The sequence below is a fragment of the Pseudomonas plecoglossicida NBRC 103162 = DSM 15088 genome (genome assembly GCF_000730665.1).
GTDB lineage: Bacteria > Pseudomonadota > Gammaproteobacteria > Pseudomonadales > Pseudomonadaceae > Aquipseudomonas > Aquipseudomonas plecoglossicida.
Genome location: NZ_BBIV01000058.1, coordinates 1 through 18,883, shown reverse-complemented (window position 1 = coordinate 18,883; position 18,883 = coordinate 1). Strand labels below are relative to the sequence as shown.

Annotated in this window: 24 protein-coding genes and 1 pseudogene; 12 read left to right on the top strand and 13 right to left on the bottom strand. The window is 63.8% G+C overall.

What is annotated here, in order from left to right; translation table 11 throughout:
• Window positions 1–66 precede the first annotated feature (66 nt).
• Window positions 67–975 carry an alpha/beta hydrolase family protein gene (locus tag PPL01S_RS22705; protein ID WP_016395422.1) on the top strand — a complete coding sequence of 303 codons (909 nt, stop codon included), beginning with the start codon at window positions 67–69 and terminating at the stop codon, window positions 973–975.
• 112 nt (window positions 976–1,087) lie between these two features.
• On the opposite strand, the gene PPL01S_RS22700 is transcribed toward PPL01S_RS22705, so the two are convergent.
• The 4 genes and pseudogenes from PPL01S_RS22700 to PPL01S_RS22685 all read right to left on the bottom strand — a co-directional run bounded on the left by PPL01S_RS22700 (window position 1,088) and on the right by PPL01S_RS22685 (window position 3,058).
• Window positions 1,088–1,429, bottom strand: coding sequence for a HopJ type III effector protein (locus tag PPL01S_RS22700; protein ID WP_028626182.1), 342 nt, complete (start codon window positions 1,427–1,429; stop codon window positions 1,088–1,090).
• On the bottom strand, window positions 1,422–1,718 hold the full coding sequence (locus tag PPL01S_RS22695) for a DUF1244 domain-containing protein (RefSeq protein WP_016395424.1): 297 nt from the start codon (window positions 1,716–1,718) through the stop codon (window positions 1,422–1,424). Before PPL01S_RS22695 ends, PPL01S_RS22700 begins: the two co-directional genes overlap by 8 nt.
• A gap of 10 nt (window positions 1,719–1,728) precedes the next feature.
• The gene (folM, locus tag PPL01S_RS22690; protein ID WP_028626181.1) at window positions 1,729–2,421 is read right to left on the bottom strand and encodes a dihydromonapterin reductase; all 693 of its coding nucleotides are present in this window, start codon (window positions 2,419–2,421) and stop codon (window positions 1,729–1,731) included.
• Window positions 2,422–2,496: 75 nt separating this feature from the next.
• Window positions 2,497–3,058, bottom strand: a pseudogene (locus PPL01S_RS22685) (antibiotic biosynthesis monooxygenase).
• Between the two features lie 207 nt (window positions 3,059–3,265).
• Here PPL01S_RS22685 and PPL01S_RS22680 point away from each other — a divergent pair.
• Window positions 3,266–4,198, top strand: a complete 933-nt coding sequence (locus PPL01S_RS22680; protein WP_028626180.1) for a MerR family transcriptional regulator — start codon at window positions 3,266–3,268, stop codon at window positions 4,196–4,198.
• Here PPL01S_RS22680 and PPL01S_RS22675 read toward each other — a convergent pair.
• Both PPL01S_RS22675 and PPL01S_RS22670 read right to left on the bottom strand, forming a co-directional pair.
• The gene (locus PPL01S_RS22675) at window positions 4,183–4,800 is read right to left on the bottom strand and encodes a hypothetical protein (protein ID WP_028626179.1); all 618 of its coding nucleotides are present in this window, start codon (window positions 4,798–4,800) and stop codon (window positions 4,183–4,185) included. The genes PPL01S_RS22680 and PPL01S_RS22675 overlap by 16 nt on opposite strands.
• 59 nt (window positions 4,801–4,859) lie before the next feature.
• The gene (locus tag PPL01S_RS22670) at window positions 4,860–5,288 is read right to left on the bottom strand and encodes a PAS domain S-box protein (protein ID WP_016395429.1); all 429 of its coding nucleotides are present in this window, start codon (window positions 5,286–5,288) and stop codon (window positions 4,860–4,862) included.
• A 104-nt stretch (window positions 5,289–5,392) separates the two neighbouring features.
• On the opposite strand from PPL01S_RS22670, the gene PPL01S_RS22665 reads away from it, so the two are divergent.
• Window positions 5,393–5,848 carry a flavodoxin gene (locus PPL01S_RS22665; RefSeq protein ID WP_028626178.1) on the top strand — a complete coding sequence of 152 codons (456 nt, stop codon included), beginning with the start codon at window positions 5,393–5,395 and terminating at the stop codon, window positions 5,846–5,848.
• Between the two features lie 46 nt (window positions 5,849–5,894).
• Here PPL01S_RS22665 and PPL01S_RS22660 read toward each other — a convergent pair whose 3' ends face one another.
• The gene (locus PPL01S_RS22660; RefSeq protein ID WP_028626177.1) at window positions 5,895–6,785 is read right to left on the bottom strand and encodes a LysR family transcriptional regulator; all 891 of its coding nucleotides are present in this window, start codon (window positions 6,783–6,785) and stop codon (window positions 5,895–5,897) included.
• A gap of 96 nt (window positions 6,786–6,881) precedes the next feature.
• Between PPL01S_RS22660 and PPL01S_RS22655 the strand changes: the two genes are divergently transcribed.
• The 3 genes from PPL01S_RS22655 to PPL01S_RS22645 all read left to right on the top strand — a co-directional run bounded on the left by PPL01S_RS22655 (window position 6,882) and on the right by PPL01S_RS22645 (window position 9,027).
• Window positions 6,882–7,268, top strand: coding sequence for a CidA/LrgA family protein (locus tag PPL01S_RS22655; RefSeq protein WP_016395432.1), 387 nt, complete (start codon window positions 6,882–6,884; stop codon window positions 7,266–7,268).
• On the top strand, window positions 7,258–7,944 hold the full coding sequence (locus tag PPL01S_RS22650) for an LrgB family protein (RefSeq protein WP_028626176.1): 687 nt from the start codon (window positions 7,258–7,260) through the stop codon (window positions 7,942–7,944). Before PPL01S_RS22655 ends, PPL01S_RS22650 begins: the two co-directional genes overlap by 11 nt.
• 177 nt (window positions 7,945–8,121) lie before the next feature.
• On the top strand, window positions 8,122–9,027 hold the full coding sequence (locus PPL01S_RS22645; protein ID WP_016395434.1) for an alpha/beta fold hydrolase: 906 nt from the start codon (window positions 8,122–8,124) through the stop codon (window positions 9,025–9,027).
• A gap of 235 nt (window positions 9,028–9,262) precedes the next feature.
• Here the strand turns inward: PPL01S_RS22645 and PPL01S_RS22640 are convergent, their stop codons facing one another.
• Entirely contained in the window at window positions 9,263–10,045 is a 783-nt protein-coding gene (locus PPL01S_RS22640; protein ID WP_016395435.1) for an IclR family transcriptional regulator, read from the bottom strand.
• A gap of 113 nt (window positions 10,046–10,158) precedes the next feature.
• Here PPL01S_RS22640 and hmgA point away from each other — a divergent pair, with 113 nt between their 5' ends.
• From hmgA to maiA, 3 genes are read left to right on the top strand one after another with little or no spacing between them, the layout of a single operon-like run.
• Window positions 10,159–11,460 (top strand): homogentisate 1,2-dioxygenase, encoded by a 1,302-nt coding sequence (gene hmgA / locus PPL01S_RS22635; RefSeq protein ID WP_016395436.1) that lies wholly within the window; start codon window positions 10,159–10,161, stop codon window positions 11,458–11,460.
• A 3-nt stretch (window positions 11,461–11,463) separates the two neighbouring features.
• Entirely contained in the window at window positions 11,464–12,756 is a 1,293-nt protein-coding gene (fahA, locus tag PPL01S_RS22630; protein WP_028626175.1) for a fumarylacetoacetase, read from the top strand.
• Between the two features lie 12 nt (window positions 12,757–12,768).
• Window positions 12,769–13,401 (top strand): maleylacetoacetate isomerase, encoded by a 633-nt coding sequence (gene maiA / locus PPL01S_RS22625; protein ID WP_016395438.1) that lies wholly within the window; start codon window positions 12,769–12,771, stop codon window positions 13,399–13,401.
• Here maiA and PPL01S_RS22620 read toward each other — a convergent pair.
• Entirely contained in the window at window positions 13,395–14,201 is an 807-nt protein-coding gene (locus tag PPL01S_RS22620) for a SirB1 family protein (RefSeq protein WP_016395439.1), read from the bottom strand. The genes maiA and PPL01S_RS22620 overlap by 7 nt on opposite strands.
• Before the next feature lie 124 nt (window positions 14,202–14,325).
• Here PPL01S_RS22620 and PPL01S_RS22615 point away from each other — a divergent pair, with 124 nt between their 5' ends.
• On the top strand, window positions 14,326–15,345 hold the full coding sequence (locus PPL01S_RS22615) for a Glu/Leu/Phe/Val dehydrogenase family protein (RefSeq protein WP_016395440.1): 1,020 nt from the start codon (window positions 14,326–14,328) through the stop codon (window positions 15,343–15,345).
• 178 nt (window positions 15,346–15,523) lie between these two features.
• Here PPL01S_RS22615 and PPL01S_RS22610 read toward each other — a convergent pair whose 3' ends face one another.
• The gene (locus tag PPL01S_RS22610) at window positions 15,524–15,787 is read right to left on the bottom strand and encodes a YebG family protein (RefSeq protein WP_016395441.1); all 264 of its coding nucleotides are present in this window, start codon (window positions 15,785–15,787) and stop codon (window positions 15,524–15,526) included.
• A gap of 226 nt (window positions 15,788–16,013) precedes the next feature.
• Here PPL01S_RS22610 and PPL01S_RS22605 point away from each other — a divergent pair, with 226 nt between their 5' ends.
• Complete coding sequence (locus PPL01S_RS22605) at window positions 16,014–16,484, top strand: phosphate-starvation-inducible protein PsiE (protein ID WP_016395442.1); 471 nt, start codon at window positions 16,014–16,016, stop codon at window positions 16,482–16,484.
• A gap of 117 nt (window positions 16,485–16,601) precedes the next feature.
• Window positions 16,602–16,898, top strand: a complete 297-nt coding sequence (locus PPL01S_RS22600; protein ID WP_016395443.1) for a hypothetical protein — start codon at window positions 16,602–16,604, stop codon at window positions 16,896–16,898.
• 3 nt (window positions 16,899–16,901) lie between these two features.
• Here the strand turns inward: PPL01S_RS22600 and PPL01S_RS22595 are convergent, their stop codons facing one another.
• From PPL01S_RS22595 to PPL01S_RS22585, 3 genes are all read right to left on the bottom strand, one after another.
• Window positions 16,902–17,204 carry a DUF3509 domain-containing protein gene (locus PPL01S_RS22595; RefSeq protein WP_028626174.1) on the bottom strand — a complete coding sequence of 101 codons (303 nt, stop codon included), beginning with the start codon at window positions 17,202–17,204 and terminating at the stop codon, window positions 16,902–16,904.
• A 125-nt stretch (window positions 17,205–17,329) separates the two neighbouring features.
• A complete protein-coding gene (locus tag PPL01S_RS22590) occupies window positions 17,330–17,677 on the bottom strand; it encodes an HPF/RaiA family ribosome-associated protein (protein ID WP_028626173.1) in 348 nt (115 codons plus the stop codon).
• A gap of 185 nt (window positions 17,678–17,862) precedes the next feature.
• Entirely contained in the window at window positions 17,863–18,741 is an 879-nt protein-coding gene (locus PPL01S_RS22585; protein WP_028626172.1) for a helix-turn-helix domain-containing protein, read from the bottom strand.
• Window positions 18,742–18,883 lie beyond the last annotated feature (142 nt).

Here is an 18,883-nt window from a genome sequence, read left to right as displayed (position 1 = left end):
CGATGAGGCCGGTACAGGCAACACTTTTTTTGCTAGCGTTGGCGCACAACAACAGGAACGCGCGCCATGAGCAGCCTCACCCAGCCGGCCACCCCATTTCGCCAGACCACAGCCGACGGCTACAGCCTCGGCGGCTTCTGCTGGCGCCACGCCCAGGCCAGTTCCCAGCGCCCGCTGGTGATCATCAATGCCGCCACTTCAGTGCGCTGCCGTTATTACGCCCGTTTTGCCGACTACCTGTTCGCCCAGGGTTGTGACGTGCTGACCTACGACTACCGTGGCATCGGCGAGTCGCGGCCACCGTCGCTGCGTGGCTTCCAGGCTTCCTGGAGCGACTGGGGGCGGCTGGATTTCGAGGCCATGCTGGCGCATGCGGCGCAGGCATTTCCCGGCCAGCCGGTGGATGTCGTGGGCCATAGCTTCGGTGGTTGCGCGGTGGGCCTGGCGCCGTCTGCCGGACAGGTTCGGCGGGTGCTTATGGTGGGCGCGCAGTTCGCCTACTGGCGCGACTATGCGGCGCAGCAGCGCTGGCGGCTGCTGGGCAAGTGGCATGTGGTGATGCCGCTGCTGACCCGTGCGTTCGGTTACTTCCCCGGCAAGCGCCTGGGCTGGATGGAAGATACCCCGGCAGGCGTGGTGCATGACTGGACCACCCGGACCCCGCGCTATGAGCACCGGCCCAGTGGCCGCAGCCTGGAAGAGCTGCCCTTTGCCCGGGTACGTGCAGCGACCCTGGCGATCAGCCTGACCGACGATCCGTTCGGCACTGTGGCAGCGACCGAGCGTTTACTGGGTTACCTTCAGGTTGCCGAGCGACAGCATCTGCGGATTGCACCTGTGGATATCTCGGTCGAGGAAATTGGCCATTTCGCGTTCTTCCATGACCGATTCCGTACCAGCCTGTGGCCAGTGGCTCTGGAATGGTTGCAGCGCGGCAGGGTGTTGGCGGGCGGGCCGGGGCAGATCATCAGCTGATGGTGCCTACCGGCCTCATCGCCGGCAAGCCGGCTCCCACAAGTACTGGGTCGACCGCAATCCTGTGGGAGCTGGCTTGCCAGCGATAGGGCCGCGAAGCGGCCCCTTGCAATCAGGCGTTGCGCGAAAGCGGCAGCTCGGCGAATTTCACACCCGCCAGCCCATGCTTGATCAATGCACGGATATTGCCATGGTCAGTGCCTTCGGGCGTGGCCACCACATCGCGGTAATGCTCGCCGAAGGCCAGCAGGGCCTCCTGGTCGCTCAGGCTTTCCAGCAGGGCCAGGCCCAGGGTCTTGCACGAACCTTCGTTCTGCCCGGCGGCGTTTTCCACGCCACCGTTGTCGAAGGCTTGTGGCTGGTAGCTGTAGTGGGCGGCAACGAACGCCAGGGTGTCGGCAAAGACGTGTTGGCCGCTGGCCAGGCTGGCGCGCAGGGTGTTCAGGTCAGTCACGGGGTTTTCCTTTTTCGAACGCCGCCTGTTGCTCGGCGCTGGCTTCTTTCTGGTATTGGGCTTTCCACTCGGCGTAAGGCATGCCGTACACCGCTTCGCGGGCATCATCGAGGCTGACGTCGAGCTGGCGGTCGTCGGCGGCGGCCTTGTACCACTTGGAAAGGCAGTTGCGGCAGAAACCCGACAGGTTCATCAGGTCGATGTTCTGTACATCGGTGCGTTTCTGCAGGTGTTCGACCAGCCGCCGGAAGGCGGCGGCTTCGAGTTCGAGTTGCTCTTGCGGGGTCATGAGGATTCTCTCAGGTCATGCGATTCTTCAGGTGGCGGCCACCATTGATGACCACCTGACTGCCAGTGCTGTACTGGCTGGCGAGCAGGTACTTGACCGTCTCGATCAGCGGCCCGGCGCCGGGTTCGAATTCCAGCAGGGCCTTTTTCAGGGTCTGCTGGCGGTAGGCTTCGTCGCCGTCCTCCTTGAGGATCAGCAGGCCCGGCAGGATACCGTTGACGTGTACCTTGGGCGCGTACTTTTCGGCGAACGACAACACCATGTTCTGCAGCGCGGCCTTGGTCGCGGCATAGCCGATATGGCTCTTGCTGCCGCGCGAGGAGGTTTCGTCGCAGATATGGATGATGTCGGCCTTGTCGACCTTGGCCAGCTGATCACCCAGGGCCAGGTTGAGGTGGTACGGCGCTTCGACGTGCAGGCGGAACATGGTGTCGAGGTTGTCCAGGCCGTCGTCGAGCCACAGCGAGGCGTTGTGGATGATCGCGCGCAGGCCGTCGTAGCGATGCTGCAGGAAGTCGATCAATGCCTGGCGGTCTCCTGCCTGGCAGAGGTCGGCCTGGAACTGCACGATGTTCGGGTGCGCCGACTGCGCCTGGACGCTGCGGCTGGCGCTGACTACGGTATGGCCGGCCTGTGCCAGCTCAAGGGCCAGGGCCAGCCCGACGCGCTGGCTGGCTCCGGTAATGAGAATGGGGCTGTTCATGTGCGGGCGGTCAACTTGTCTGTCCTGTCGTTGCCGCCCAGCATACCCGAACTGTTTCCCTCTTGTAGCCCCGGCCTAGCGGCCGCGCAGGGCGGTGCCTGGCGCTGGCGCGGCATGCAGCCAGCTGGCCAGCAGGCGGGTGGAGAGGGGGATGAACAGGTAGACCATCACCGGTGTCAGGGCCAGGGTGCTGAGCAGCACGCGCGGCACCAGTTCGAGCCCTGCGAGCAAATGGCCGAACAACAGGTTGAACAGCAGCGAAACCGGGAAGAATGCCAGCCAGATGGCCACTGCCTGTTTCCAGCGCGGCGGATTTTTGCACCGTATTGGTGCCAAACCAGTCATCGATGCCGCTGACGCGCCTCTCTTTGGGGCGTTCGAACAGGCCATTGCCGCGCTGCAACCAGGCCTGACGCGAAGCCGAGTGCTCCCAGGCATGCAAGGTGGGCTCGTCGCTGAAACGGAAAATGATCTGGAATTCGTCGCAGTCGCGAGGTGGGGCGAAGATGCCCGAACCGAGGTAGCCGGGGAAGTCGGTGGCCAGATGCTCGCCTTCGTGCAGCCAGGCCAGCAGGTCCTGGTAGCGGCCGTGAGCGGCGCGGCGCGACACCATCAGGGTGACGGGTGGGGTAGACATCGTGTATCTCCTGGCGGCGGGGCTGGCGGGTAGCTGGCCCCTGTGGCTGCGGCGCCCGGGGTGGTGGGCGACGCAAGCGTGCATGCAAGAATTGGGCGCGAACTCGACATTTTCGTCAAAAACGTATGCAAACGGTCGCAGTGCTGCGGCAGGTAATGACGTAGTAGAATGCGCGTTCGACTTCCGTGTACAGGTTACACAGTGCTGATGAACAAACAGGGACGTGCTTCGGAAATCGAGCGGCGTGGGGCTCACCACGAGTTATTTCCGATACGTGAAGTTTCCCGCATTACCGGCGTGAATGCCGTGACCCTGCGCGCCTGGGAACGCCGCTACGGGCTGATCCAGCCAACTCGCACTGACAGCGGCCATCGCTTGTATTCCCAGGCGGATATCGACGAAATCCTTCGCATCCTCGGCTGGCTCGAGCGTGGTGTCGCGATCAGCAAGGTCGGCAGTATTCTGGTTCGTGAACAGGCCGAAGGGCAGGGCAGCCTGGCGAGCGACACTGCCAGTGGCTGGCAGGCACAGTTGCGCGACGCCGTGCAGCGTTTCGATGACGCAGCCCTGGATCGGTTGTTCGATCAGGTCTTTGCAGCCATTACCCTGGACCAGGTGTTCGCCGATGTATTCATGCCTGTCTGGCACGATATGGCCGCCAAGCAGGCGGTCTATGGTCACACCAGTGAATGGCTGTTCCTCGACCAGTTCCTGCGGGGCCGGGTGTTCACGCGTTTGCAGCTGTCACGTCAGCGACGCGGCCGTCACGTGCTGCTGGCGCCGTTGCCTGGGCAATGCCTTGAGCTGGAGCTGCTGGTGAATGGATTGCTGCTGGCGAGCGATGATGTGGGAGTGACCCCGCTGATGCCGGGGCAATCGCTGGAAGAACTGGCACTGGTCAGTGAGCGCCTGCTGCCGGATGCCGTGGTGTTGTTCTCCAATCGCTCACTGACCCTTGACACAGGCAAGCGACTCAGCCGTTTGGCAGTCAGCCTGCGTTGCCCATTGTTGCTGGCGGGCGAGGCCGCCGAACTGGCCCAGGAAAGCCTGGCCGGCAGTCTGGTGGCCTGTCTCGGTGCGCAGAGCGAGTTGATGCGCAGGCGCTTGCGGCAGTACCTGGCCGGTCAGCTCGACACCTGAGCGTGCAGTTCCGGGTGCGCCTGGCGATGGGCCTGGAGGATGTACTCGCGCAGGCGCTCGACTTCCTCGGCGGAGCTGCGGCTGAGGTCGTAGGCGGCCAGGTCAGGGCCGATACGCCGACGCAACCTGCCGTGCAGGGTAATCGGTGCGGTCCCTCCCGGCGCGAACTGCAGGTCGAAATGCGACGGGGCCTTGGCCAGGTCGCGGACTTCCACGAGCGTACCTTTGAAGGAAATATCACGCACCAAAAGGCCGCTGGCCTGGCCCTGAGCATCCAGCAGGGCACTGGGTTGGTCCATCGACAGGCGCCACGGGCGCAGCATCGGGCCGTCTTCGTAGATTTCCGGTGAGCCGATCTGCAGGTGCACGGCGTGAAATTCGTCTTTCACCAGCTGCAACGGGAAGCTGATCTGCTGGTTGTTGAACTGCGCCTGCAAGGTGACCTGCTCGTTGGCGACCAGGCGGGTCAGCAACGATTGAATGCGGTGGTCGCCGTTGACCAGCAGGCTCGACATCGGGTCGGCCAGGTTCAACTGCGGGGAATGCTGCATGTCCTGGATGAAATCCAGCTCGTCCTGGGTAAGAAGCGCATCGGCTTGCATGATCGAACTCGGAGGTGACGATTTCTTCAACGGGATTGACCGTGTCGCAAGCGTTTGGTTCACAAGCGCTGGTCGAAATTGCGACGAGCGTGCAGTTCGGCCAGTTCACGTTCCAGTTCGACCTGGCGGCTGACATCTTTCTGAATGCCGATGAAATAGGTGCGCTGGTCACCGTCGCTTTTCACCGGGGTGATCGACAGCTCGTTCCAGAAAGCGCTGCCGTCCTTGCGGTAGTTGCGCAGCACTTCGCGGCACGGGCGGCCCTCCGCCAGGGCCTTGCGGATGCGTGCGCGGCCCAGTTGGTCGCGATCGTCGGCCTGCAGGAAACGACAATCCTGGTAGAGGATTTCATCGCGGCTGTAGCCGGTCAGGTGTTCGAACGCCGCATTCACGTAGATCAGGATGGTGTCATCGCCTTCCTGTTCGGCGACCACGATCCCGTCATTGGAAGCATCGACCATGGATTGCAGCAGTTGCGCGTTGATCATGTCCGGTTCATCGAGCGGAAAGAGGATTTTGGTAGAGGCGGCCTTTTGCCAGCGCCGAATGCTAGTATCCTACGTTTTCACTCAGTTTCGGAATCCTCTCCCCGATGAAAGTCGCCATTATTTCCGGCTCGGTGTACGGCACCGCAGAAGAAGTCGCCCGCCACGCCGAGTCCCTGCTCAAGGTTGCCGGCTTCGAAGCCTGGCATGCTGCCCGCGCCACCCAACAGGATCTTGAAGGCTTTGCTCCCCAAGCGCTGCTGGCGGTGACATCGACCACTGGCATGGGCGAACTGCCGGACAACCTGATGCCGCTGTACAGCACCATCCGGGACACCTTGCCGGCAGCCTGGCGCGGCTTGCCGGGTGGGGTGATCGCCCTGGGCGACTCGAGCTACGGCGATACCTATTGTGGCGGTGGCGAGCAGATGCGCGAGCTGTTCGGCGAACTGGGCGTGGTGGAAGTGCAGCCGATGCTCAGGCTCGATGCCAGCGAGACGGTGACCCCGGAGACCGATGCCGAGCCTTGGTTGGCGGCGTTTGCCCAGGCTTTGAAGGGCTGAGAATGTGCTTTGCCTGTACCGGCCTCATCGCCGGCAAGCCCGCAACCTACTCCTTGCCACCCGACCCCACCCGCACCAGTTCCAGCCAAGCCTGGGCCGCCCGCGACAGATACGCGCCCCGCCGCCAGATGAACGCAATGTCCCAGCGAAGATCCTCCGGCGCGTTCAACGACAGACGCACAACTCCAGGGCGCTCCAGCGCCTTCGCCACTACCCGTGGCAGCAACACCACGCCCTGGCCCGCCGCCACCAGCGCCACCAGGAAATCCGCCTGGCCACTGCGTCCACCTTCCCTGGGCGTGAAACCCTGCTGCTGGCAAGCCTTGAGCAGCCGGTCATTGAGCACGAAGCTGCGCTGATACAGCAGAAAGGGTGTATCGGCCAGTTGCTTCAGTTCGACCTCTTGCTGCCCTGCCAGCGGATGCCCGGTCGGCAGCAAGGCATCCAGCGGTTCATTGCAGAACGGCTGGTGTTCGAATGCCGGATCGCTGGGTGTCAGGCTGCCTCCCAGCTCAAGCTCACCACTGTGCACGGCCTGTTCGACCGTTCGGCTGCCACCTTCGAGCAGTTGAATGGAAATGTTCGGGTGGCGCCGCCGGTACTCGGCGAACAAGCCGGCGAACAAGGCATCGCTGCCCAGCATCGGCAAGCCCAGGCGCAGTTCGCCGCGCTCCATCTGGCTGAGGTCGTCCAGTTCGTTGAGCAATGCCTGGCGTTGGCGCAGCAGTGCCTCGCCGCGCTCCAGCACGATACGCCCGGCAGCGGTCAGGAGTAGATGCGAAGCTTGCCGTTCCAGCAATGGCTGGCCAAGCGCCTGTTCCAGCTGGGCTACCTGCTTGCTCACCGCCGACTGACTGATGTGCAGCGTCTGCGCAGCTTGGGTGAAGCCGCCGCGCTGTACCACTTCGATGAAGCTGCGAAGCTGTTTGAATTCCATCATCTGAATTCCATTATGGAATGGTGATCAGTCTAACAATTCGCTTCTGGCCTAGGCAGCCGAATTCTAGAATGTAGGCCTGTCGAGGACTCCCCCATGAAACCCGCGTTATTGAAAAAGCCCCTGCGCCTGCTTGCCGAGCTGGCGGTCCTGTTGGCCTTGTTCTGGTTCGGTGGCCAGCTGGCCGGCTGGCTGGAGTGGCCCATCCCGGCTGGGGTGATGGGCCTGGCTGTGCTTCTGCTGCTGTTCGCCGGCGGCGTGGTCAAGCCGGCCACCTTGCAACTGGGCGCTGGCTGGCTGATGGCCGAAATGCTGCTGTTCTTCATTCCCGCGCTGATGAGCCTGCTCGACTACGGCACGCTGATGCGTGAAGAGGGCTGGCGCATCCTTCTGGTGATCGCCGTGAGTACCCTGATGGTCATGGTGGTCACCGCCGTGACTGTCGAGATCGTGTGCCGCTGGAGGTTGCGCCATGAGTCTTGAGCCCATGCCGATGTTCTGGCTGGCGCTGACCGTGCTGGCCTACCTGGGCAGCCGTTGGCTGTACCGGCGTAGCGGGCGTTACCTGGTATCGCCGCTGATCTTCGTGCCCGCCCTGCTGCTGGCGGTGGCTGTGCCGTTGCACACCGCCTATGCCGAATATGCCCGCAATACCCACTGGCTGATGAGTGTGCTGGGGCCGGTGACGGTGGCTTTCGCGGTACCGATCTGGCAACAACGGGCGATGCTCGCCCGGGACTGGCCGGCATTGCTGATCGGCATGCTGGCGGGCAGTGCGGCATCGATCGCCAGCTCCTGGGGCCTGGCACACCTGCTGGCGCTGGACACCGCGACCAGCCTGTCGCTGGTGCCACGTTCGATCACTACACCATTTGCCATGCCGCTGGCCCATGACCTGGGTGGCGTACCGGAGCTGACGGCCGTGTTCGTCATGTTCACCGGCGTGCTCGGTGCCCTGTTTGGCGGTGCCTTGCTGCGTTGGCTGCCGCTGCGCAGCGCGCTGGCACGGGGCGCGTTGTTCGGTGTCGGCGCGCATGGCGCCGGGGTCAGCCGGGCCCATGAGGTGGGCCGTGAAGAAGGTTCCGTGGCGGGGTTGGTCATGGTCCTGACCGGCTTGCTCAACCTGTTTGCAGCGCCGCTGTTGACGATGCTGCTGTGACCGTTCGTGCCAGTGGCTCGCTCGGTCAACAAGCTGGCTGGCAACGCAAGTTTCACTCGCAAGGTGGCTGACTAGACTCATCCTCGACAAAGAGAGCACAAGTAAGTGCCGAGGTGACTTGCAATGACCGCAGCCTTGCCCAACACCGTCAACACCTAGACAACCGGGACGAATACGATGCCATTGGCCGAGATTCCATTGTGCGTCTGGCGTACCCGGGGACAGAGTTTCACTTTCCGGGGCCAGAGCATCCGCTACTGGACCGCAGGGCAAGGAGAGCCCCTGCTGCTTCTGCATGGATTCCCGACCGCGAGTTGGGATTGGCACTACCTGTGGGCGCCATTGACCCAGCGTTTTCGGCTGATCGCCTGCGACATGCTTGGTTTCGGCGATTCGGCCAAACCCGTCGACCATGCTTATAGCCTGATCGAGCAAGCCGACCTGCAACAGGCCCTGCTGACCCATCTCAAGGTAGAAGGGCCGGTGCACCTGCTGGCTCATGACTATGGTGGCAGCGTGGCCCAGGAACTGTTGGCGCGCCACCATGAACAACGTGCCGAGATCGCCAGTTGCGTATTCCTCAACAGCGGCCTGTTCCCTGAAAGCTGCCAGGTGCTGCTGATCCAGAAACTGTTGCTCAGCCGGCTGGGCTGGCTGGTCGGCCGCTCGTTCCGGCGTGGTGACCTGGTGCGCAATGTCACCCAGATCTATGGGCCTTGCACGCACCCCAGTGAAAGCGCGCTGGACGATTGCTGGAGCCTGATAGCGGCACAGTGCGGGACACGCATCCTGCACAAGCTGGTGAGCTTCGTGCCGGAGCGCAGGGCTTATCGTGAGCGCTGGGTCGGCGCCCTGCAGCGTGCGGGAGTACCGCTGCGCTTGATCAATGGCGTGGTCGATCCCCTCTCGGGCGCGCGCACGGTCGAGCGCTATCGGCAACTGGTGCCCAACCCTGACACGGTGCAGCTGCACGGCATTGGCCACTACCCGCACACCGAGGCCCCGATGCAGGTCCTGCGCCATTACCTGGCTTTTCGTGAGCAGCGTCCGAGCTTACAGCCGCAGAAGGTCGCCTGGTCCTGAAACGCCGTTACTGGGCGCCAGGCAAAAAAAGGCCGCTGCAAACGCAGCGGCCAATCGAGACGTCAGATCAAGGAGCTTCAAAATCTACGTCGGTGAACCTCGCGGGCCTGAAAGGCGGGGGGGTAGTGCCTTTCATGCCGGCCAGTGAGTCAAGAATAAGCGCTTGATCCTGTTGGAAAAATAGCGGCTTGTGACATTCACCTTTACGTTTCGGGCAACAGTGTCGATGGGCGCTTCACGCCTGTACCGAATGGCCCATGCGCCAGCTGGCCTCTCGTGTAGCCGCCAGCAGCCGCTGCGCCGCCGGCCCATGCTCGTCGGCATGGAAGATCGACGTCGGCCCGACCACGGTCATCACCGCGGCGATCTGGCCCAGGGCATTGAACACCGGTGCCGACAGTGCATCCACGCCCGGCATCAGCAGACCATGCACATGGTGCAGGCCGCGCTCGCGAATGCCGGCCAGCAGAGGTTGGTAGTCGTTGGCGGTGTGCTGCATGGCGGCCAGTTCACGGTCGCGCAGGTCCACGGTTTCGCGTTCGGGCAGGTAGGCGGCGAACACCAGACCGGTGGACGAACTGAGCAGCGGCAGTACCGAGCCGATCTGGGTTACCACGGTGACTGCCCGCACCGCAGGCTCGATGCTCACCACCGTCGCCCCCTGGTTGCCCCACACGGCGATGAAGCAGCTCTCGTTGAGTTCGTCGCGCAGTTGCGACAGCGGCAGCGCAGCCACCTTCAGCACGTCGATGCTGCCCAGCGCCGCCAAGCCCACGCGCAAGGCTTCTCGGCCCAGCCCGTAGTGGTTGGTGGCCGCATCCTGTTCGGCAAAACCACTGGCGATCAGCGCCTGCAGGTAGCGGTGCACTTTGCTCGCCGGCATCTGCACATGTTCGGCCAGCCGCGACAACGAGGTGGAAGGGGACAGCTCGGCGAGGGCCTTGAGGATGTCGGTGCCGACTTCCGCCGAGCGGACCTTCTGCTTGCCGGTGTCGGTGGGGGAGCTGGCTTTGGCCATTGGGGAGCACTTCCGGATTCGTCGAGTCGCGCCTTTATAGCTTGACGCCATGCGGGGAGCAAATTACGTTATTCGTAATCTGATTACGATAAAAACAAAACCCGGAGGCTTCGATGAACAGCGACACGTCCCCCGACCTTCAGTACTTGAGCGGTTTCGGCAACGAATTCGCCACTGAAGCCTTGCCCGGCGCATTGCCCATCGGGCAGAACTCGCCGCAGAAGGCCCCCTATGGGCTGTATGCCGAGCTACTGTCGGGAACGGCGTTCACCATGACCCGCAGCGAACTGCGCCGCACCTGGCTGTACCGCATCCGCCCCTCTGCACTGCACCCGCGCTTCGAGCGCCTGGAGCGCCAGCCGCTCGGCGGCCCGCTGGGCGCGGTCACACCCAATCGCTTGCGCTGGAGCCCGCAACCTGTCCCGAGCGAGCCGACCGACTTCATCGAAGGCTGGCTGCCGATGGTGGCCAACTCGGCCGCCGACAAACCGGCAGGGGTGAGCATCTACATCTATCGCGCCAACCGCTCCATGGAGCGGGTGTTCTTCAATGCCGACGGCGAACTGCTGCTGGTGCCCGAGCAAGGTCGCCTGCGCATTGCCACGGAGCTTGGCGTGATGGATGTCGAGCCGCTGGAAATTGCGGTGATTGCGCGGGGCATGAAGTTCCGCGTCGAGTTGCTCGATGGCCAGGCGCGCGGCTACATCGCGGAAAACCATGGCGCGCCGCTGCGCTTGCCGGACCTTGGTCCCATCGGCAGCAACGGCCTGGCCAATCCGCGTGATTTCCTCACCCCGGTGGCGCACTACGAGGAAGTCCAGGGGCCGGTGCAGCTGGTACAGAAGTTCCTCGGCGAGCACTGGGCCTGCGAGCTGCAGCATTCGCCGCTGGACGTGGTTGCCTGGCACGGCAGCAACGTGCCCTACAAGTACGACCTGCGCCGGTTCAACACCCTGGGCACGGTCAGCTTCGATCACCCGGACCCGTCGATCTTCACCGTGCTCACCTCGCCGACCAGCGTGCACGGCTTGGCCAACATGGACTTCGTGATCTTCCCGCCGCGCTGGATGGTGGCGGAAAACACCTTCCGTCCACCGTGGTTCCACCGCAACCTGATGAACGAATTCATGGGGCTGATCAACGGTGCCTACGATGCCAAGGCTGAAGGTTTCCTGCCGGGTGGTGCCTCGCTGCACGGGGTGATGAGCGCCCACGGGCCCGACGCCGAAACCTGCGAAAAAGCCATCGCCGCAGAGCTTGCGCCGCACAAGATCGACAACACCATGGCCTTCATGTTCGAGACCAGCCAAGTGCTGCGTCCGAGCCACCAGGCCCTCGAATGCCCGCAATTGCAGGCCGACTACGACAGTTGCTGGGCCACCTTGCCGAGCACCTTCAACCCGAACCGGAGATAACCGATGAACCAGACCGCCAACGCCCGTAGCTGGGTCGAGCACGCCAACGGGCACCGCGACTTCCCGCTGCAGAACCTGCCGCTGGGCATCTTCAGCCGCCCGGGTGAAGCGATGCGTTGTGGCGTGGCCATCGGCGACGCCATCCTCGACCTGGAAGCCGTGCTGGCCACCGGGTTGTTCGAAGGCCAGGTCAAGGCAGCCGTCGAGGCGACCCGTGGCGGCGCCCTGAACGCCTTCTTCGCCCTTGGCCGCAATGCCAGGGTGGCCCTGCGCGAACGCCTGCTGGCACTGCTGGGCGAGCACAGCGAGCACCAGGCAGTGCTGAACGCGGCGCTGTATCCGGCCAGCGAATGCCAGATGCACATGCCGGCCAAGGTAGGCGACTACACCGATTTCTACGTGGGCATCCAGCACGCTACCAACGTCGGCAAGCTGTTCCGCCCCGACAACCCGCTGCTGCCCAACTACAAGTACGTGCCGATCGGCTATCACGGTCGTGCTTCGACCCTGCGCCCGTCGGGCACCGATGTGCGCCGCCCGAAAGGCCAGACGCTGCCGGCAGGCCACAGTGAGCCGAGCTTCGGCCCCTGCGCGCGGCTGGACTACGAGCTGGAGCTGGGCATCTGGATCGGCCAGGGCAACGACATGGGCCAGGCCATTGCGATTGCCGAGGCCGAGCAGCACCTGGCCGGCCTGTGCCTGCTCAACGACTGGTCGGCGCGGGACATCCAGGCGTGGGAATACCAGCCTCTGGGTCCGTTCCTGTCGAAAAGCTTCATCACCTCGATCTCGCCTTGGGTGGTGACTGCCGAAGCGCTGGAACCGTTCCGCTGCGCCCAGCCGGCGCGTCCGGAAGGTGATCCGCAACCGCTGCCGTACTTGCTGGATGCGCGCGACCAGGCCAAGGGCGCGTTCGATATCGAGCTGGAAGTGCTGCTGCTGACCGAGCGCATGCGCGAGCAGGGCTTGCCGGCCCAGCGCCTGGCGTTGAGCAATACCCTGAACATGTACTGGACGGTGGCGCAGCTGATCGCCCACCACAGCGTCAACGGCTGCCAGTTGCAACCAGGCGACCTGTTCGGCTCTGGGACGTTGTCCGGCGCCACGCCAGATGCCTTCGGCAGCCTGCTGGAGACCACCGTGGGCGGCAAGCAACCGGTGGAGCTGGCCAGCGGCGAGCTGCGCAAGTTCCTCGAAGACGGCGACGAGATCATCCTGCGTGCCCGCTGCCAGCGCGATGGCGTGGCGAGCATCGGTTTCGGTGAATGCCGCGGCAAGATCGTCGCAGCCAACTGAGGGGGCAGGGCCATGGAGCTGTACACCTACTACCGTTCCACCTCGTCCTATCGGGTGCGTATCGCCCTTGCACTCAAGGGCCTGGATTACCAGGCCCTGCCGGTCAACCTGCTCAAGGGCGAGCAGCGTGGTAGCGACTACGTGACAGTGAACCCGCAGGGCAGGGTACCGGCCTTGCGGACCGATGGCGGTGAATTGCTGGTGCAGTCGCCAGCGATCATCGAGTACCTGGAAGAGGCTTGTCCACAGCCTGCGCTGTTGCCGGCGGGCGCAGAGGCGCGGGCCAGGGTACGGGGCGTGGCGGCGATCATCGGTTGCGATGTGCACCCTTTGCACAACGTCAGCGTGCTCAACCAGCTGCGCCAGCTGGGGCATGACGAGGGGCAGGTCAACCAGTGGATTGCCCACTGGATCGGCCAGGGGCTGGCAGCGGTGGAGCAACTGATTGGCGACCAGGGCTTCTGCTTCGGCGACCAGCCGGGCCTGGCGGATGTCTACCTGATCCCGCAGCTGTATGCAGCCGAGCGTTTCAACATCGACCTCGGCGGATACCCGCGCATTCGCCGGGTGGCGGCACTGGCGGCCGGGCACCCGGCATTCGCCAAGGCACACCCCTCCTGCCAGGTGGACACGCCCGCTCAGTGAATCGAACGGTTCGTCGTTGGGAGCTTGCCGATGCGTTCGGACAGCTTCAGGCGCTGGACCGGGTCGTCGGTCAACAGCAGTGCATGCTCCAGGTCGAAACGCTCTGCCTGCGGGCAATCCAGGTGTTGGTACAGGGACGCGCGGGTCATGTAGTCGGTGACCTGCACCGGGCCCAGTTGCATGACCCGCTCGGCATCGACCAGCGCGGCCAGGTGGTTGTCATTGCTGATATGCAGCTGGCGCAGGTTGCGCGACAAACGCTGCAGCATCTGGGTCGGGCTGGCCGTGCGCAGGTGCTCGGCGGTAAGCGGCACATGCGGGCCGAACTGACGTGCCAGCAGATCGCGGCAATCATTGGGGTAAAGACGCCGGCCACCGCACGGATCGAGCAGGTGATCGGCACCGGGTACGCGAAGCAGAAAGTGCCCCGGGAAAGCCACCCCTTCCAGCGGAATCGACAGGCGCCGGGCCAGCTCCAGGGTGATGATGGCCAGTGCCAGTGGCTGTCCACGGCGGCGTTGCAGCACCTTGTCCAACAGCGCCGCCTGTGGACGCAACGGGTGAAATTCGTCCTGCTGGAAACCCAGCGCATTCAGTTGACGCAGCAGCGGCTGGGCCAGTTCGCACAGTGGCAGCATGGGCAGCCTGGCGCTGATCTCATGCTGCAGGTCATTCAAGGTCGACAGGGCAGTTGCCGGCTCGACCTTCCGGTCGTGCTCGACGGCAATCCACAAGGCGGCTTCCAGCAGGGCGACAGGCTCGCGTTCCAGGCAGGTCAGGCAGGCTTTACGTGGGTTCATGGGGCATCTCCACATACGCTTGAGTATTAGCTGCGGCGCGGTGATTCGTCCAGTGGTCCGCCCGCCGCGCCAGCCATGGCCGCGTGCCTATACTGGTAGGAGCACCTCGATGGGGAGCCCGCCGATGTTCGCGCTGATGCAAAGCACCCGTACCCAGTCGTTGCACCTGTTCATCGACCCGCCCACCGGGCTCAAGGCCGTGGTGGCGATTCACAGCGAGCACCTGGGTCCAGCCATGGGCGGCTGCCGCTACCTGCCGTATGCCGATGACGAAAGCGCCATGACCGATGCCATCCGCCTGGCCCAGGGCATGAGCTACAAGGCGGCATTGGCTGGCCTGGCGCTGGGCGGCGGCAAGGCGGTGATCATGCGTAACCCGCACGTGGAGAACCGCGCTGCCCTGTTCGAGGCATTTGGCCGTTTCATCGACACCCTGCAGGGGCGTTTCATCATCGCCGTGGACAGCGGCACCTCGACGCTGGACATGGACTGCATTGCCCAGAGCACGCCCCATGTCACCAGCACCACGGCATCCGGCGACCCCTCGCCGCATGCGGCCATGGGCGTGTTCGCCGGCATTCGTGCGACGTCCCAGGCGCGTCTGGGCAGTGGCAACCTCGAAGGCCTGCGGGTGGCGGTGCAAGGGTTGGGCAACGTCGGCTACGCCCTGGCCGAGCAACTGCACGCGGCGGGGGCGGAACTGCTGGTGAGCGACCTTGACCCTGGGCGGGTACGCCTGGCGGTGGAGCAGTTCAATGCCCACCCGGTGACCAACGACGCCTTGATCAGCACCCCCTGCGACATCTTCGCGCCTTGCGGCGTGGGGCCGGTGCTCACCGGCCAGAGCGTGATGCAACTGCGTTGCGCGGCAGTGGCGGGGGCGGCGAACAACCAGCTGACCACCTTGCAGGTGGCGGATCAGCTGGAGTCCCGTGGGATCCTGTATGCGCCGGATTACGTGATCAATGCCGGAGGGTTGATCTACGTGGCGATGAAACACCGTGGTGAGGAGCTTGGGACCATCACCGCCCACCTGGCGCGGATACCGTCACGCCTGACCGAAGTGTTCGCCCATGCTCAGGCCGAGAAGCGCTCGCCGGCGCGGGTGGCGCAGATGTTGGCCGAGCGGCTGCTGTACGGCTGACATTTCACAGGGTTTGAAAGGCACGATGCACCTTGTGGGAGCCGGCTTGCCGTGGCGACGAACCGCGGCGATAGGGCCCTGACAGCCAGCATCCGGCTTCTGCCTGAGCCGGCCTCATCGCCGGCAAGCCGGCTCCCACACCCACCCCTCACATCCACAGGCGTCGCGCAGACTTCTGTCACTCTGCTGCGTTGCCTTCCAGCAACTCGGCCAAGGCATCCGGCTGGCTCTTGAACGCCCTTGCGAACACGTCGCGGTTCTTGGCCATGTAGATACCGGCTTCCTCGACCTGCTGGTCGGTCAGCGAAGGCACCGCCTTCTGCAACACCTCGGCCAGGCGCTCGGCCAGTTCGAGCATCTTGTCGTGACGATCTGCTTCGGCCTTATCCATGAACAAGCGCTCCGGGTCGCGGCTGCTGCGGTACACCACTTCGACGGCCATTCATCACCTCTGTGCCTTTTTGCGGTTGGTTGAACGATTACTGTATGCGCATACAGTAATGGCGTCACGCCTCAGGCGCAAGCCCTGCCGTAAAAAAGCCTGGCTCACAGGTGCCTTGCGGCAATCGGTCGCCTTCCAAGTCGAGGGCCTGGCCCTTTAACTGCATGGCACAAGCGTCACAGAGCTGGCGCATCATCCTTCAGGGCGTATCGGGGAGCTGGAAATCGTGAACATCAAATGGGCTGAAAAGCTGCGCAAGGGCCTGCATGGCTCGGCCGACTCGCTGGGCAATCTGTGCGTGGAGGGGTTCCATTACCTGGCGCTGTTCGGTATCGGCGCGATCACTGCCTACGCGGCGGTGGTGACCTTCCTCGACATGCTCGGCAAGGGCGGGGTCAGTGTCGATGACATCCTGCTGCTGTTCATCTACCTGGAATTGGGGGCGATGGTCGGCATCTACTTCAAGACCAACCACATGCCGATCCGCTTCCTGCTCTACGTGGCGATCACCGCACTGACGCGCCTGCTGATCGGCGATGTCTCGCACCACAAGGCACCGGATGTGGGCCTGTTGTACCTGTGCGGTGGCATCCTGCTGCTGGCGTTCTCGATCCTGGTGGTGCGCTACGCCTCGTATCGCTACCCCTCGACCAAGGTGCTGGATGCCAACGGCAAGGAAGTGGAAGACGGCAAATAAGGGGCTAGCTATCTAGCGCCAGGGCCTGCCTTGCGCGCTGTTGAATCCTGGCTGGCGCTCGGGAAAACATCGTGACACAGGGTTGCGATCGATGAGGGCCGCAGGAGAACGACGACAATGAGAGCCACCACCGAACAGATCCATGCCCATCTCAAGTACGCGCTGAGGCTCGACCCCGACGCGGTGCATGTCACCGAAGTCGCCGATGTCATCGAACTCGCAGTGGTCCGTAGCCGCACGCTGGTCGAAGAGTCCATGCACTGGCTGAAACTGAACGAGGAGCCGACCTACGACCAGGGCTTGTTCGGCCTGTTCCACAAACCGGACACCTTCGCCTCCGAGCACCGGGTCGCTGGCTTGCGACTGTCGGACCTGGAGCGTGAGATCGGGCAAATGCTGGGGACGTTGGGCTGACGATCAGTTGGTCACGCTTACCGCCGCGAACGGTCTTGCGTCCGGAGTTGCTTTGCGGGTCAGTGCGGCCAGCACTTGCAGCGGGTTCTGGCCCAGTTCGATGGCCAAGCCCAGGCGAATGCTGTCGATGACCCGCTGCAGGCGCACCGGGTCATTGCGCTGGGCGTAGGTGATCAGGCGCTTGGCAACCACGCCGGCATCATCGGACAGGGTCAGCATGATGCTGCCGTCCAGGCGCTCGATGCTCAGGTTGACCCGGAACTCGGGGGCGAAGGCTGCGCTGATCTGGTCGAAGGGATTGTTCATGCGGGTGGCCTGAAAAGAGGGACTGCTGAAGTTGACCGGGCAACCGCCAGGTTGGTTCAGGGCCATTGATCGGTGCAAACGAAAACGCCCGGCAGATGCCGGGCGTTGTTGTTCATGGGCGTGGATCAGGCGTCTGGATCACTCAGTTCCAGAACGCCGCGCTTGCTGCGCAGCTTGCCGTAGAAGTGTTCCAGCGCGTTGTTCAGCTTGCTGGCGGCACCGTCGACTGCCTGGTCCAGCGAGGTGGCGGTGTGGGTCACGGAAATCGGTTGGTGGCCTTTGGGGCGAGCCTCCATCTGGCAACGTTTGTCATGCGGACCGGGCTTGGCACCGTTCTCGTCGCGCAGGTGCACCTCGATGCGGGTGAGGTCTTCCTCGTAACGTTCGAGCGTGGCTTCCAGCGTACTGCGGATCCACTCGTTGAGACGGATGTTGCCTTCGATATGGTTGCTGCTGTTGACCTGGATTTGCATGATTCAATCCTTATTCAGCTTGCTCGCATGGAGGCGTGCCTAGGCCCTTGAGGGACCTGGAAATTCATCGCCTCTTGACTCTAAGGTCAGGCAACTGACGGACGAATTCAAGCCCTTGTTGAAAATAAATTTTCTGTAGCAATTCGTACTGGGGCCGTTGCTGGTGGTCGTTCGCTAGGTGGCTGTCAGGCGTGACCGAAGGCTGCGCGGTAGTCGCCGGGTGTGGCGCCGAAGGCCTGGCGAAAGCGGTTGCTGAAATGACTGGCACTGGCAAAACCGCACCACAGTGCGACCTGCCCCAGCGGCAACTCGCCCAGCCGTAGCAGCTGGCAGGCACGCTGCAGTCGCCGCGCCAGCAGGTACTGATGCGGCGGCAGGCCGAAGCTGCTGCGGAACATGCGCGCGAAGTGGTACTCGGAGAGGTTGCAGTGCTGCGCCAGTTCACCGAGGGTGATGGGCTGGTCGAGGTGCCCCTCGATGTACTCGACCAACTGCCGACGCAGGTTCGGCGCCAGTCCGCCTTTCAGCCGCAGGCCCTGGCGCTGCCCCACTTGGCTCAGCACCGCGTGATCGACGATTTCGTGAGCCAGGCTGCTGGCCAGCAAGCGCTCCGCGGGTTCATCCCAGTCCAGCCTGGTCAGCTGGCGAAAGCGCAGCGACTGTTGCGGGTCGTCGAGAAACGTCGCCTCCTGAAGCTGCAGCTCCCGCGGTTCGCGGTCAAGCAGGCGCACGCAGCCCAGGGCGAACTGCGCCTCGCTGATGTAGAGGTGGGCCAGGCGGATCGAGCCGTTGACCACCCAGTTCGATTCAGGGCCGGCCGGCATGATGCACAGCTTGTCCGGTGCGCCCTTGTCTGCCGGGCGTTGGCGGCGGTGGGTACCGGTGCCATCGGCGATGTAGCAGGACAAGGTGTGGTGGCTGGGCGCCTGGTAGTCGCGGGCATCGTCGCGGTTACTCCACAACGCCGCCGCCATACCGTCGCCCAGGTGCGCGCTAAGCTCCAGTCGGGCGTGGGGCGAGGCGTGCATGGCGTTGAACACTTGCAACTGGCTGAGCGGGGTCATGGGCGATTCCTCCGTGGCCATCGTACTGCTACTGGACCAGGGTGGCAGCAGGCAGAGTGAGAAAACCGCAAGAATGTGCAAGCGCGGTGTGGCAGGCGGCGCAACACTGGTGGCCTTGGCGAGGGCTGCGCCCTCGATCGCC

Excerpts from the sequence above, each read along its gene's own strand:
- PPL01S_RS22705 (WP_016395422.1), top strand. The coding sequence starts at position 67 with ATGAGCAGCCTCACCCAGCCGGCCACCCCATTTCGCCAGACCACAGCC.
- PPL01S_RS22695 (WP_016395424.1), bottom strand. The coding sequence starts at position 1,718 with ATGACCCCGCAAGAGCAACTCGAACTCGAAGCCGCCGCCTTCCGGCGG.
- folM (WP_028626181.1), bottom strand. The coding sequence starts at position 2,421 with ATGAACAGCCCCATTCTCATTACCGGAGCCAGCCAGCGCGTCGGGCTG.
- PPL01S_RS22680 (WP_028626180.1), top strand. The coding sequence starts at position 3,266 with ATGAACAAACAGGGACGTGCTTCGGAAATCGAGCGGCGTGGGGCTCAC.
- PPL01S_RS22675 (WP_028626179.1), bottom strand. The coding sequence starts at position 4,800 with ATGCAAGCCGATGCGCTTCTTACCCAGGACGAGCTGGATTTCATCCAG.
- PPL01S_RS22670 (WP_016395429.1), bottom strand. The coding sequence starts at position 5,288 with ATGATCAACGCGCAACTGCTGCAATCCATGGTCGATGCTTCCAATGAC.
- PPL01S_RS22665 (WP_028626178.1), top strand. The coding sequence starts at position 5,393 with ATGAAAGTCGCCATTATTTCCGGCTCGGTGTACGGCACCGCAGAAGAA.
- PPL01S_RS22660 (WP_028626177.1), bottom strand. The coding sequence starts at position 6,785 with ATGGAATTCAAACAGCTTCGCAGCTTCATCGAAGTGGTACAGCGCGGC.
- PPL01S_RS22655 (WP_016395432.1), top strand. The coding sequence starts at position 6,882 with ATGAAACCCGCGTTATTGAAAAAGCCCCTGCGCCTGCTTGCCGAGCTG.
- PPL01S_RS22650 (WP_028626176.1), top strand. The coding sequence starts at position 7,258 with ATGAGTCTTGAGCCCATGCCGATGTTCTGGCTGGCGCTGACCGTGCTG.
- PPL01S_RS22645 (WP_016395434.1), top strand. The coding sequence starts at position 8,122 with ATGCCATTGGCCGAGATTCCATTGTGCGTCTGGCGTACCCGGGGACAG.
- PPL01S_RS22640 (WP_016395435.1), bottom strand. The coding sequence starts at position 10,045 with ATGGCCAAAGCCAGCTCCCCCACCGACACCGGCAAGCAGAAGGTCCGC.
- hmgA (WP_016395436.1), top strand. The coding sequence starts at position 10,159 with ATGAACAGCGACACGTCCCCCGACCTTCAGTACTTGAGCGGTTTCGGC.
- fahA (WP_028626175.1), top strand. The coding sequence starts at position 11,464 with ATGAACCAGACCGCCAACGCCCGTAGCTGGGTCGAGCACGCCAACGGG.
- maiA (WP_016395438.1), top strand. The coding sequence starts at position 12,769 with ATGGAGCTGTACACCTACTACCGTTCCACCTCGTCCTATCGGGTGCGT.
- PPL01S_RS22620 (WP_016395439.1), bottom strand. The coding sequence starts at position 14,201 with ATGAACCCACGTAAAGCCTGCCTGACCTGCCTGGAACGCGAGCCTGTC.
- PPL01S_RS22615 (WP_016395440.1), top strand. The coding sequence starts at position 14,326 with ATGTTCGCGCTGATGCAAAGCACCCGTACCCAGTCGTTGCACCTGTTC.
- PPL01S_RS22610 (WP_016395441.1), bottom strand. The coding sequence starts at position 15,787 with ATGGCCGTCGAAGTGGTGTACCGCAGCAGCCGCGACCCGGAGCGCTTG.
- PPL01S_RS22600 (WP_016395443.1), top strand. The coding sequence starts at position 16,602 with ATGAGAGCCACCACCGAACAGATCCATGCCCATCTCAAGTACGCGCTG.
- PPL01S_RS22595 (WP_028626174.1), bottom strand. The coding sequence starts at position 17,204 with ATGAACAATCCCTTCGACCAGATCAGCGCAGCCTTCGCCCCCGAGTTC.
- PPL01S_RS22590 (WP_028626173.1), bottom strand. The coding sequence starts at position 17,677 with ATGCAAATCCAGGTCAACAGCAGCAACCATATCGAAGGCAACATCCGT.
- PPL01S_RS22585 (WP_028626172.1), bottom strand. The coding sequence starts at position 18,741 with ATGACCCCGCTCAGCCAGTTGCAAGTGTTCAACGCCATGCACGCCTCG.